This window comes from Streptomyces sp. O3 (assembly GCF_054788135.1).
Genome location: NZ_JBTVYK010000007.1, coordinates 12571 through 25888, shown reverse-complemented (window position 1 = coordinate 25888; position 13318 = coordinate 12571). Strand labels below are relative to the sequence as shown.

The 13318-nt window shown below is 74.5% G+C and carries 8 protein-coding genes; 7 read left to right on the top strand and 1 reads right to left on the bottom strand.

Annotated features, from left to right (window positions below):
• Positions 1-87: 87 nt before the first annotated feature.
• Positions 88-603, top strand: coding sequence for a GNAT family N-acetyltransferase (locus ACX6XY_RS05845; RefSeq protein WP_460327124.1), 516 nt, complete (start codon positions 88-90; stop codon positions 601-603).
• A 71-nt stretch (positions 604-674) separates the two neighbouring features.
• On the opposite strand, the gene ACX6XY_RS05840 is transcribed toward ACX6XY_RS05845, so the two are convergent.
• Complete coding sequence (locus ACX6XY_RS05840; RefSeq protein ID WP_460327122.1) at positions 675-1250, bottom strand: GNAT family N-acetyltransferase; 576 nt, start codon at positions 1248-1250, stop codon at positions 675-677.
• Positions 1251-1530: 280 nt separating this feature from the next.
• Between ACX6XY_RS05840 and ACX6XY_RS05835 the strand changes: the two genes are divergently transcribed.
• Genes ACX6XY_RS05835 through ACX6XY_RS05810 form a run of 6 tightly spaced genes read left to right on the top strand, consistent with a single transcriptional unit; the run spans position 1531 to position 13317 of the window.
• Positions 1531-2982, top strand: coding sequence for a 3-phosphoshikimate 1-carboxyvinyltransferase (locus tag ACX6XY_RS05835; RefSeq protein WP_460327120.1), 1452 nt, complete (start codon positions 1531-1533; stop codon positions 2980-2982).
• Complete coding sequence (locus ACX6XY_RS05830) at positions 2979-4268, top strand: aspartate aminotransferase family protein (protein ID WP_460327118.1); 1290 nt, start codon at positions 2979-2981, stop codon at positions 4266-4268. Before ACX6XY_RS05835 ends, ACX6XY_RS05830 begins: the two co-directional genes overlap by 4 nt.
• A gap of 5 nt (positions 4269-4273) precedes the next feature.
• Positions 4274-5491, top strand: coding sequence for a Coenzyme F420 hydrogenase/dehydrogenase, beta subunit C-terminal domain (locus tag ACX6XY_RS05825; protein WP_460327116.1), 1218 nt, complete (start codon positions 4274-4276; stop codon positions 5489-5491).
• Positions 5488-6555 carry a 3-hydroxyacyl-CoA dehydrogenase NAD-binding domain-containing protein gene (locus ACX6XY_RS05820; RefSeq protein WP_460327114.1) on the top strand — a complete coding sequence of 356 codons (1068 nt, stop codon included), beginning with the start codon at positions 5488-5490 and terminating at the stop codon, positions 6553-6555. Before ACX6XY_RS05825 ends, ACX6XY_RS05820 begins: the two co-directional genes overlap by 4 nt.
• Positions 6552-8531 carry a non-ribosomal peptide synthetase gene (locus ACX6XY_RS05815; protein ID WP_460327112.1) on the top strand — a complete coding sequence of 660 codons (1980 nt, stop codon included), beginning with the start codon at positions 6552-6554 and terminating at the stop codon, positions 8529-8531. The genes ACX6XY_RS05820 and ACX6XY_RS05815 overlap by 4 nt, the downstream gene beginning before the upstream one ends.
• Positions 8524-13317, top strand: a complete 4794-nt coding sequence (locus ACX6XY_RS05810; RefSeq protein WP_460327110.1) for a beta-ketoacyl synthase N-terminal-like domain-containing protein — start codon at positions 8524-8526, stop codon at positions 13315-13317. The genes ACX6XY_RS05815 and ACX6XY_RS05810 overlap by 8 nt, the downstream gene beginning before the upstream one ends.
• Position 13318 lies beyond the last annotated feature (1 nt).

Genomic DNA, 13318 nt, shown 5'->3' with positions numbered 1-13318 from the left:
TTGTCCGTCAGCGGACATGTCCGCAACTGGAATGCGGTCCTGAGCCGTCTTTCCGGCCCGTTTTCCGCCCTGTGGTAACTTCCGGGCATGTCGCAAGTGATGCTGAGCGGAATAGAGTTGAGGCGGCCGGTCGTCGACGACCACCCGCGGGTCCTTCGTGTCCTCGATCACTGGTGGGGTGAGTTCGAGGGGAGTGCGGGGAGTGCGCAGCGCGCCCTTCTGCTGCCCCGGCTGTACTTTCAGCACTTTACGTCGAGCAGTTTTGTGGCCGAGGAGAACGGGGAGATAGTGGGATTCCTGATCGGATTCCACTCCCAGTCGGTCGCGAACGAGAGCTACATTCATTTCGTGGGGGTCGCTCCCGAGTGGCAGCGCCGTGGACTCGGCCGGCGCCTCTACGGGGAATTCTTCGAGCTGAGCCGCAACCGCGGCAGCAGCGTGGTGCGTTCGGTCACGTCCGCGGCGAACGCCGACTCCTACCGGTTCCACACGCGCATGGGTTTCACCGCCGAGCCCGGCCCGAAAGAACTCGACGGGCGTCCCCTCCAGCCCGACTACGACGGACCCGGCTTCGACCGGGTCGCGTTCGTCCGCGCCCTCTAGGAGTCCGCGCCCTTTAGGAGTCCGCGCCCTCTGGGAGTCCGCGCTCTCTGGGATCCAGGCCCTGTCCGGCGTCAGCGGTCCCGCAGGTCCGGGTGGACCATGCCGAGGATGGCGGTGTCGTAGCGGACGCCCTTGACCTCCTCGTACGCGCGCAGCACCCCTTCGGGTACGAAGCCGGCCGCCGCCATCGCACGCCGCCCGGCCGCGTTGCCGCTCAGGCACAGCGCCGCGATGCGCAGCAGGCCGAGCTCGCGGAACCCCCACTCGGTGAGCAGGGCGATGGCCCGCCGCCCGGTCCCGGACCCGCGGGCCCCGGCGGCGAGCCAGATCCCGAGCTCGGCCCGCCGCTGCCCGGCGTCGACGTCGTGCAGACCGACCCAGCCCAGCACCTCGGCGCCGTCCTCGCGGTCCGTCACCACCCAGTCCACCGTCTGTCGAGCGGACCGGGAGGCGATCCACTCCTCGGCGTCCGCCTCCGTGAACGGAGAGGGGAACGGCGTCCAGCGGGCCACCTGCGGATCGTCGCCCGCGCGGGCCACGGCGGCGGCGTCGCGGACCCGTACCGGACGCAGCCAGACCACCCCGTCGGTGAGCGGCGGCGCGACGGCGGGCAGCCGGACCGGCGGCGGTGCGGGATCGATGGTCATGGGGCCCCCGAAGATGTCGTGCGGCTGGGAGAGGCCCATTCCAATGCGCCCGTGACGGCCTGTCCACGCCGGGAGGCTGTCCGGCCGGGGCCATAGCCGCAGCCGGACAGAGTCCGCCCATAGAACACCCTTGTGTCACATCGTGAGACATCTGTCGAGGTGTCCGCTAGGGGACACGGCACCAGACGGCCATCCGATTGCCCTGTGGCAGACCGGCCCCGGCGTGGCAGCTTGATCGCCGCCACGTCAGAAAACCCTTCCGGCTGCCAAGGAGTCGCCCGTGCCAGAGGTCCAGGAGTTCGCCATGCCGGCCACGACATCGGCGAACCTCGAAGTGGACGGCGGCCGGGCCGTGCCGGGCGGCGCACCGCTCGAAGTGAGCGTTCCGGGCGACAAGTCGGTGACCCATCGCGCGCTGCTCGCCGCACTGCTGCCCGGAGCCCCGGCCACCGTCACGATCCGCGACGCGAACCTCGGCGGGGCCGTACGCGCACTGCTCCCCGCGATGCGCGCCCTGGGCCTGACCGTCGAGGCGGACGGCACGGGCGCCGGCGGCGACACCCTGACGATCCGGCAGGGGGCGGCCCCCGTCCCCCAGCCCCGGCGTCCCCACCGGGGCGTCACCGCCTGGCCCCAGGACGTCCCGTACCTCCAGACGGAAGGGTCGAGCGCGGCCGCCCGGCTGCTGGTCGGCCTCCTCGCGGGCACCGGCGCCACGGCCGTCGTCGACGGCGACGAGGTGCTGCGGCACCGGCCGATGGAGTGGCTCGTCGAACCCCTCGTCGCACTCGGCGCGGGCATCCGCTACCTGGGCGAGCCCGGTCGGCTGCCGGTCCTGATCGAACGCCCCGTACACCGCCCCGGCACGGTCGAACTCACGGTCGGCAGCGCGCAGGCCCGCTCCGCCGTGCTGCTCGCCGCGGTGGCGGCCCGGCTGCCGGTGACGGTCCGGCACCCGGTGCGCTCCCGCGACCACACCGAACGCATGCTCGCCGCCTTCGGCGCGGGCCTGACCGAACGGGACCGGACTGTCGTCTGCGACGGCGGCGGCTACGCGATACCCCCGGTCATCGACATCCCCGGCGACCCCTCGCTCGCCGCCTACCCGCTCGCCGCGCACCTGCTCTGGGGCGACGGCGGCGAACTGCGACTCCCGAACGTCGGCCTCAACCCCACCCGGCTGGGCTTCTTCGACGTCCTGCGCACCGCCGGGGCCGACATCGCGTACGCCGACCGTCGCATCACCGCGGGCGGCGAACCCGTCGGCACCCTCGTGGCCCGCGGCGGCCTCGACGGCGTCCACGCCGTGCACGTCGGCGAACCCGCCCTCCTGCACGCCCTGATCGACGAGGTGCCGCTGCTCACCATGGTCGCGGCCGTGCTGCCGGGCACCTCCCGGATCGGCTGCGCCGAGGAACTCCGCTTCAAGGAGACCGACCGACTGGCCACCACGGCCCGGCTGGCCGCCGCCTTCGGCGCACGCGTCGACGTCGCCGACGACGGCCTGCTCATCGAGGGCGGAGCCCCCCTCACGGCCGGTCCCGTACCCGCCTTCGAGGACCACCGGCTGGCCATGGCCGCCGCCACGGTCGCGATGAGCCTGCCGGGCCGTACCACCGTCCTGGGCGGCGGCTGCCACCGCACGTCCTTCCCCGACTTCGTCGGCGTGCAGCGTGCCGTCGGCGCCAGGATCCACGAGGACACCGAGAACACCGAGGACACCGAGCGATGACCGAAGTGAAGACCGCCCCGGCGGCCGAGGCACGCTCCACCGGGACCGTGCTCGGACCGGAGTTCGCCACCGGCTCCGGCCCCTGGCTGTACACCGCCGAGGGAACGCCCTGGTTCGACGCCACATCCGGCAGCGGCGCGGCGACCCTCGGGCACCAGCACCCGGCCGTCACGGCCGCCGCCGCCGACCAGCTGACGCGGCTGACCCACACCGGGTGCAAACTCTCCTCCGACGCCCGCGCCCGCATGGTCTCCCGGATCGCGCGCCTGAGCCCGTACCGGGACGCGGCGGTGCTCCCCACCGCCACCGGCGGCGAGGCCGTCGAGTCCGCGCTCAAGATCGCCCGCGCCGCCACCGGACACCGGGCCGTCGTCACCTTCCGGCACGGCTACCACGGCAAGACGGCCGGCGCGCTCGCGCTGACCTGGAGGCCGGAGTTCAAGACCTACAGCGAGCTGCCCGACGCCCTGGTCGTGACGGCCGAACTGCCCAACCCGCGGGCCCCGCGCGCCGACGACGCCGAGCGGTTCGCCGCCGGGCTCGCGCGGGCCCTCGACCGGGCGGACCGGCTCGGCGGCACGGCCGCCGTCGTCCTGGAACCCGTCCAGGTCACCGAAGGCGTCCTCGCCGTCGCCCCGGAACTCCTCGACGAGATCGCCCGGCAGGCCCACGCCCGCGGCGCGCTGCTGATCCTCGACGAGATCTACACCGGGCTGGGCCGGGCGGGACGCGTGTTCACCGCCGAGCTCATGACGGAGCGCCCCGACCTCACCCTGCTCGGCAAGACCCTCGGCAACGGCTTCCCGGTGGGCGCCGTCGTAGGAGAGCGGCACCTCGTCGACGCGCTGCCCGCCGGCGTGCAGACGTCGACGTTCTCCGGCCACCCCGTCTCCTGCGCGGCCGCCGCCGCGGTGCTCGACGTCGTCACCGACGAGGACCTCGCGACCCGCGCCCGGCAGCTCGGCGCACGGCTGGAGCAGGACCTGACCGCACTGGCCGCGCGGCGCCCCTGGCTGGCCTCGGTGCGCGCCGTGGGCGGCCTGGCCGCCTTCGACTGCGTACGCGACGGACACCCCGACCCGGCCCTCGCCCGCGCCGTGACCGGGCACGCCCTGCGTGAACGGCTGCTCCTCTTCGGCGGCGGCCCCGAAGGAGCCACCGTGAAGATCATCCCGCCGGTGCTCCTGGACGAACCGGAGTACCGACGGCTGATCGAGTCGCTCACCGCCGCCGTGTCCGCCGCCGACGCCGCCGCCGTGTCCGCCGCCGACGCCGTGGAGGTCTGACCGGCATGACGTTCCAGCAGCTCGCGCAGGACGTACTCGAACCCGACCTGTGCACCGTGTGCGGGGCCTGCCAACTGGCCTGCCCCGCCGGGGTGATCGGCTTCGACGGGCTCACCCCCGTACTCACCGCCGAATCCTGGACCGCGTCGGACTGCGGCGCGTGCACCGACTGTCTCACCGTCTGCCCCGGCGCCGACCCCGGCACCCCGGCGACCGAGGAACGCCTCTTCGGCCGCACCCGCACGCCCCGAGAGCGGTGGACCGGCGTCTTCGACGAGGTCGTCGCGGGCCACTCCCTCGACCCGGTCGTCTTCGAGGCGTCCGCCAGCGGCGGCAGCCTCACCGCCCTCCTCCAGACGGCCATGGCCGCCCTGGACGTCACCGTCGTCCTGTCGATGGGCCGGGACCCCGACGAACCCTGGCGGGCGGCCCCGGCCCTCGTCCGGGACCCGGCCGCACTCGCCGAGACCGCCCAGTCCACGTACCAACTCGCCCCGTACCTGGGCGCGCTGCGCACCGTCATGCTCGACGAACCCGACGCCAAGGTCGCGATGTCCGGCGTGGCCTGCCACATCCAGGCCATGCGCAAGCTCCAGGCCATGGACACCGCGGCCGGCCGCTGGGCCCGCGACCACGTGATCCTGCTCGTCGAGCCCGCCTGCTCCTCCAGCACCCGCCCCGAGGGCACCGCCGCCGTCATCACCGAACGCGCGGAAGTGCCCCTGGAGTCGGTGGTGCGCCTGAGGTACCGCGAAGGCGACTATCCGGGCGACATCGGCATCCGCACGGCCGACGGCACGGACCACCGCGTCGCGTTCTGGCAGGCCGTCAGGGACTTCGCGGGCAACAAGACCCACCGCTGCCTGTCCTGCGGCGACTGGATGTCGGGCCTGGCCGACGTGAGCGTCAGCGACGGCGACCCGAACATCTTCGCCGCCAGCGTGCAGGGCGGCGACCAGGACAAACACGGGCGGGTCTTCATCCGCACCGAGACCGGCCGCAAGGCGATGGCCGAAGGCTACGCCCGCGGCCTGCTGACCCACCGGCCGGTCGACCTGGCCGGGCTCAACCTCGGCCTCGAACGCAAACGCAACCGCAGGGCCTCCTACGAGGAGTCGGGCAAGCCCGTCCCGCTCGGCCCCCTGCCGCACTACCGCGAGGAGCTGGACATCATCCCAGACGAACAACTGATCGCCGCCCCGGCCGACGGGGAGAACGCGTGACCCCGCCGCCCGCCGCCCTCGCCACGCGGGAGCTGGCCGCCGCGGGGGCGGCGCTCCCCGTCGTACGGGAGACGGCGCGTCCCGCGCCGGGCCCCGGCGAGCTCCGGATCCGCGCCCAGTGGACCCTGATCAGCCCCGGCACCGAGCTCCACTACCTGGACCGCTCGGCGCGCACCGGCGAGCACTTCCCGCTCGGCTACTGCGCCGCCGGCGCCGTCGAGTCCACCGGCCCCGACACCCCCGGATTCGCTCCGGGCGACCAGGTCATCGCCATGGGCTGGGGCGAGGCCGTGCACGCCGGCATCGTCACCGTCCCGTACCTGTTGTGCCGACCGGTGCCCGCCGGGACGGACCTGGCGGACGCCGTGGTCGCCAACCTCGCCGCGACCGCCGTGCACGCGGTGGACCGCGCGGGCCTCGCACCCGATGACGAGGTCGCCGTCGTGGGCGCGGGAATGGTCGGCCTCCTCGTCGCCCAGACCGCCGCCGCCCGCGGCTGCCGGGTCCGCGTGCTCGACCTCCGGCAGGACCGGCTCGCCACCGCCGAGGCCCTCGGCCTCGCCACCGCCGACCGCCTAGGGCGGGTGCCGGAAGTCCCGCCCGCCGGTGACGTCGGCGGACGCCGCGTCATGCTCTGCGGCACCGGCGACATGAGCGACGCCGTGGCCGAGGCCGCCCGGTGGGCCGCGGCCGCTCCCGGACGGCCCCGGCTGGTCGGGGTCGGCCGGTTCTCCGCCCGGATCGACTTCAGCGTGGAACTCGGCAACCTCGACGTGCGCTACGCCGCCCGCTGCGGCGCGGGATACCGCGACCCGTCCTACGCCCGCGGCCTCACCCACGTCACCCCCGCCGCCGGCGAGCACACGGTCACCGAGAACCTCCAGCGCGCCCTCGACCTGGTCGCGTCCGGGGCCCTCACGCCCGCCGCGATGAAGCTGCCCCGCTTCACCCTCGACGAAGCCGCCGAGGCCTACACGGAACTCAGACGGCGGCCGCCCCACCCGGCCGCCCTCTTCCACCACCCCCACCCCCGCACCACCGCCGAACGGAAGGAGACACCGTGACCGCCACACCCGCCACACCCGCCACACCCGCCACACCCGCCACCGGCCACCGTCCCTTCCCCGAGGCCGAACGAGCCGGCACCCTCGTCCACCGGTTTCTGGAGATCGCCGCCGCCCACGCCGACCGGCCCGCCGTCGTCACCCCCCAGGTCCGCTGGACCTACCGCGACACCCGAGACCGCGCCGCCCGCGTCGCCGTCGCGCTCGCCGACGCCGGGCTGCGTCCGGGCGACCGCGTGGGCCTGCTCTTCCCGCACGGCGCGGAGATGATCGCCGCGCTCCTCGGCGCCCTGACGGCCGGACTGTCGTACGTGCCCCTCGACGCGGCCTACCCCGAGCGGCGGCTCGCCTTCATGGCCGATGACGCCCGCGTCCGCGCCGTCGTGGCGGGCGACGACTCACTCGCCGCCGCCGCCCGGATCGCGGCAGGACGCCCCGTACTCGCCTACGGCGAACTCGTGCGCCACCGCGAGGCGCGGCCCGCCGTCCACGCGGAGCCCGGCGCGGAGGCGTACGTCCTCTACACGTCCGGGTCGACCGGCACGCCCAAACCCGTCGCCCAACCGCACCGCAACGTCCTGCACCACACGCGGGCCTGGACCGACGGACTGCGCGTCGGCCCGGACGACCGGCTGTCCCTGCAGTCCGCGTACAGCTGGGACTCGGCCGTCCAGGACACGTTCGCCGCCCTCCTCAACGGCGCGGCCCTCTACCCGGTCGACCTCAAGACACTGGGCATCACCGGGCTGCTGGACTGGATGGCCGACGAACAGATCACCGTCTACCACTCCACCCTCCCTGTGTTCCGGGCCCTGGTCCGGGCCATGGAAGCGCGAGGAACCCGGCTGCCGGCCATGCGCATGCTGGCCCTCGGCGGAGACACCCTCCACCTGGCCGACCTCGACTCGTACCGCCGTATGTTCGCCCCGCACTGCCAGGTCGCCGGAGCCTACGGCTCCACCGAGTGCTCCTGCGCTCTGCTGCGCGTCGAAGGCCCCGACTACCGCCCGCCCACCGGAGTGTTCCCGCTGGGCCGGCCCGTCACCGGCACCGCCGTCCGGCTGGTCGACCCGGAGGGTGACGACGTCGAAGGGCCCGGCGAGGGTGAACTCGTCGTCATCAGCCCCTACTTGGCGCCCGCGGCCGCGACCGACGGCACCGCCCACCGGACGGGCGACCTCGCCCGGCGGCTCGACGACGGCACCCTGCTGCTCGTCGGACGCCGCGACTTCCAGGTGAAGATCTCCGGAATCAGGGTGGAGACGGGCGAGGTGGAGAGCGCCCTCAAGGAACTGCCCTCGATCCGCGAAGCCGTCGTCATGCCGTTCACCGACCGCGTCGGCGAACGGCAGCTCGCCGCCCACCTGGTGCCCTCGACGGGCAGCCGGCCCGCCCCGGCCGAGCTGCGCGCGGCGCTCCGCCGCACCCTGCCCGACCACGCCGTGCCCACCGCCTATGTGCTCCTGGACGAGCTCCCGCTGACCGCCAACCACAAGATCGACCGGGCGGCCCTCCCGGACCCGCTCACCGCCGCCGCGCCCCGACCCGCCGCGGGCCGATCCGCCGCGGGCCACGGCGTCCGGCGCGGTGACCCGGTCCAGCGCGCCGTCGCCGACGCCTGGCAGGACGTGCTCGGCGTCTCCGTGACCGGACTCGACGACAACTTCTTCGACCTCGGCGGCACCTCCCTGCGGATGGCCGCCGTCCACGAGCGCCTCACCCGCACCGTCGCCCCCGGCGTACGGATGACCGACCTCTACCGCGCGCCCACCGTCCGCGCCCTCGCCCGCCTGATCTCGGCCGCGCCCGGCGCCGACGCCCCGACGGCCTCCGGCGCCACCGCGGGCGAGACCCGCGGCTCCCGGCGACGCACCGCGCGGGCCCGGCGCACGGCACCGCCCCGCACACCCCAACCCACGAACCGTCCCGCCGCAGGCGCGGACCGAACCACCGCCTCTGGAGGGACCCGTGACTGACGCGAAGCACGACGACTCGGCCCTGGACGGCCTCATCGCCGTCGTCGGACTCGACTGCCGGACGCCCGGCGCCCGCGACCAAGCGGAACTCTGGCGCACCCTGCTCGACGGCGCCGACCGCATCGCCGACGTCGACGAGGACACCCTGCGCACCGCCGGAGTCCCGGCCGCCACGCTCGCCGACCCCCGCTATGTGCGCCGGGCCGCCGCCATCGAGGACGCCGACCTCTTCGACGCCTCCTTCTTCTACCTCAGCGCACGCGAGGCCGAGCGGATGGACCCGCAGCTGCGCCTCTTCCTCCAGTCCTCCTGGTCCGCGCTGGAACACAGCGGCCATGACTCGGAGCAGTACGACGGACGTATCGGCGTCTTCGCCGGCGCACTGGCCAGCACCTACCTCCTCGACAACGTGCTCACGGGGGAGAAGGGCTACCAGGGCTCCGTCGCCCGGATGCGCGAGGACCCCGCGACGCTGATGGGCAACGACCCCAACTACCTCGCGACCCGCGTCTCGTACCACCTCAACCTCACCGGCCCCAGCATCTCCGTGCAGACGGCCTGCTCGACCTCGCTCGTCGCCGTCCACACCGCCGTCCAGAGCCTCCTGTCGGAGGAGTGCGACGTCGCGCTCGCCGGCGGTGTCGCCGTGCGCTTCCCGCAGGAGGCCGGCTACCTCCACGAGGCCGACGGCATCGCCTCGGCCACCGGCACGGTCCGCCCCTTCGACGCCGCCGCCGACGGCACCGTCTTCGGCAACGGCACGGGCGTCGTCGTGCTCAAGCGCCTCGCCGACGCCGTCGCCGAAGGCGACACCGTCTGGGCCGTGATCCGCGGCTCCGCCGTCGGCAACGACGGCGCCGACCGCGTCGGCTACACCGCACCCGGCGTCAACGGGCAGGCCGCCGTGCTCTCCGAGGCCCTCGCCGTCGCCGGGGTGGAACCGGGCAGCGTCAGCTACCTGGAAGCCCACGGCACCGGCACCCGGATGGGCGACCCGATCGAACTGGCCGCCGCCGCCCAGGCCTACGCCGCGGACGGCGCGCAGCCGCTCACGGTCGGCTCGGTGAAGGCGAACCTCGGGCATCTGAGCGTCGCCGCCGGTGTCATCGGCCTCATCAAGTGCGTCCTCATGCTCCACCACCGCACCCTGGTGGCCACCCCGCACCTCACCGAGTGGAACCCCGAACTCCCCATCGAGGGCACCCGGTTCCGGATGAGCACCGCCACCGAACCGTGGCACGACGACCAGGGCCCGCTGCGCTGCGCCGTGACCTCCGCCGGCATGGGCGGCACCACCGCCCATGTGATCCTCGAAGAGGCCCCGGCCAAGGCCGCCGACGCCCGCGCCCAGGCGGCCCCGGTCGTGGTCCTCCCGGTCTCCGCCAAGTCGCCCACGGCACTGGAGAAGGCCCGCGCGGCCCTCGCCGACCACCTGGAGGCCACCGCCCCGCAGGACACCGACCCGTCGGGCGACCTCGGCCTCGGCGACGCCGCCTACACCCTCGCCACCGCCCGCCGCACCTTCAACTACCGGGCCGTGGTCACGGCCCCGGACCGGGCCACCGCGGTCCGGGCCCTCAGGTCCGGCGACCCGCGCCACCTCCACCAGGACTCGGGCGAGCCCGCCGACCGGCCGGTCGTCATGCTCTTCCCCGGCCAGGGGGCCCAGCACGTCGGCATGGGCCAGGGCTGGTACGAGCACCTGCCCGCCTTCCGCGACGCCTTGGACGAGTGCGCCGAACTGCTCCGCCCGCACCTGGGCCTCGACCTGCGCGACGCGCTCTACCCCGAGCTGCGCGGACACCGGGGCGAGCGGCACGACATCAACCGCACCCGGCTCACCCAGCCGGCCCTGTTCGCCGTCGAGTACGCGCTGGCCCGGCAGTGGACGGCGTGGGGCGTGAAGCCCGCGGCGCTCGTCGGGCACAGCGTCGGCGAGTATGTCGCGGCGACGCTCTCCGGCGTCTTCCGGCTCCAGGACGCCCTGCGGGTCGTCGCCGAACGCGGCCGGCTGATGGACGAGCTGCCGGGCGGCGCCATGCTCGCGGTGATGCTCCCGCCCGACGAGGCGACCCGCTACCTCGACGACGCCGTGGCGCTCGCCGCCGTCAACGAGCCGTCCGTGTGCACCGTCGCGGGCCCCAAGGAGGCGATCCGCGAACTGACGTCCCGCCTCACCGCCGACGGCGTCGCCCACCGCAAGGTGGTCACCTCGCACGCCTTCCACTCGGCGATGATGGACCCGGCCGTCGCGCCGTTCACCGAGATCCTGCGGACCGTCGAACTCGGCCGCCCGCGAATCCCGTTCCTCTCCAACCGGACCGGTACCTGGATCCGCGACGACGAGGCTGCCGACCCCGCCTACTGGGCCGGGCACCTCCGCGACACCGTGCGGTTCGCGCAGAGCGTCGCCACCGTACTCGCCGACGGCGACCACGCCTTCCTGGAAGTGGGACCCGGCCAGACCCTGGCCACCTTCACGCGCCGCCACCCGGACCGCGAGACGGGCGTCCCCGTCGTCACCTCCGCGGCCCGCGGCCGCGACGCCGCCGCCGACCTGACCGCCCTGCACGCCGCCCTGGGCCGCCTGTGGGCCGCCGGACTCCCCGTCGACTGGGCGGGCCATCACGCGGGCCGCAGCCGCGGCCGGGTACCGCTGCCCACCTATCCGTTCGAGGGGCTGCGTTACTGGATCGACCGCGGCGCCGGAACCGTCTCCGGCGCCTCCGGGACACCCAGCACGGGCGTCCCCAAGCTCCCCCTCGACGCGTGGCTGTCGGCGCCCGTCTGGCGGCAGGCCGTCGGCACCCCCGACACCTCCCCGAGCCCGATCGACGAGCCCGTCCTCCTCTTCGCCGACCAGGACCCCGCCGACCAGGGCGGCACCGCCGCCCGGCTCGCCCGGCACGCCTTCACCGGCCGGGTGTACACCGTGTACGCGGGCGAGCGGTACGACCGCGACGGCGACGTCTGGACCGTGCGCCCCGAATCCGACGAGGATCACGCCCGGCTCGTCGCCGACCTGCTCGGCGAGGACACGTTCCCGGCCCGCGTCGTGCACGCCTGGTCGACCGCGCCCCTGCCGCCCGAGCACGGCATCGAGCGCTTCGAGGAGGCGCAGCGGTCCGGCCTGTACAGCCTGATCGCCCTCGTGAAGGGCCTCAGCGCCCACGACGTCACCCAGCCGCTCCAGCTCGACCTGGTCAGCGCCGGCGCCTACGCGGTCAGCACCGCCGAACCGGCCCCCGCCGCCGAACGCGTCTCCCTCGCCGTGGCCGCACGCGTCATCGGCCAGGAGCACGGCAACATCGGCTCCCGCCACTTCGACCTGCCGGCCGAGCCCGACGAGCGTTCGCTGCGCACCCTCGCCGCCGAACTCGCCGGCCACCGCGCCCCCGAGGTCGCCGTCACCCTCCGCGGGGCGACCCGCTGGATCGCCGAGCTGGCGCCCATCCGGGCCGACTGGAACGCCGACGCCGCGTCCCGGCTCCGCGAGGGCGGCGTCTACCTCATCACCGGCGGCCTCGGCGAGATCGGCACCACCATCGGCCGCTGGCTGCACCGCGAGTGCGGGGCCCGCCTCGCGCTCCTCACCCGCGAGCCGCTGCCCGCCCGTGAGACCTGGGACGACTGGCTCGCGGGCCACCCCGCCACCGACGAGACCTCACTGCGGATCACCCGGCTGCGCGGCCTGGAGGCCGAGGGGGCGGCCCCGTTCCTCGTCAACGCCGACGTCGCGGACGAGGACGGGCTGCGCGCCGCCTTCGAGAAGGTCGTGGCCCAGTTCGGTGACGTCCACGGCGTCGTGCACGCCGCCGGCCTGCCCAGCGAGCAGTGGGACCGCGCCATCACGGCGGCGAGCGTCGAGCAGTGCCGCTGGCACTTCGTCTCCAAGGCCCACGGGCAGATCGTCCTGGAGAAGGTACTCGCCGACCACCCGGTGGACTTCTGCCTGCTGCTCTCCTCGCTGGCCGGCATACTCGGCGGCCTGCGGCTGCTCGGCTACGGCGCCGCCAACCACTTCATGGACGCGGCGGCCGAACGCGCCAACCGGGGCCTGGACCGCACCGTATGGCTCAGCGCCGCCTGGGACGTGTGGCAGCACCACCAGGACGAGAAGCGGGCGATCTCCGCGATCGGCCGCAGCATGGACGACAAGGCCATCCAGCCCGACGAGGGCCTGGAGACGATCCGCCGCCTGCTCACCCTGCGCGACGTCTCCCATGTCGCGGTCTCGACCTGGGACATCGACTACCGGCTCGACCAGTGGGTGCGCAACGACCAGGTCACCCGGCCGACGCAGGGCGTCTCCGCCGTCCGCGCGCAGACCGACGGGGACCCGGCCGCGGGCGACCACGTCGAGCAGGTCGCGGCCCTCGTCCGCGAGCTGCTCGGCGCCCCGGAGATGCCGCTCGACGCGGACATCTTCGAGTACGGCGGCGACTCGCTGCTCATCGTGCGGCTGCTGTCCAACGTCCGCACCCAGTTCTCGGTCGAGGTGCCGCTGGCCGACGTGCTGGGCGAGGCGACCCCGAGGGCGCTGGCCGCGCTCGTACAGGAGCGCCTCGACGCCGCACGCGAGGACGACGACCGCGAGAACGAGCACGGCGAGCACGGCGAGCACGGCGAGCACGGCGAGCACGGCGAGGGCGACGAGGTCGCCGAACTGACGGCCGAGCTGGCCGCACTGGACCCGGAGGAACTGGAACGACTGCTGGCCGCCGAGGCCGGCACGGACACGGACACGGACCCGGCGGTCGCCGCCGGCCCGGAACAGGGGAACTGAC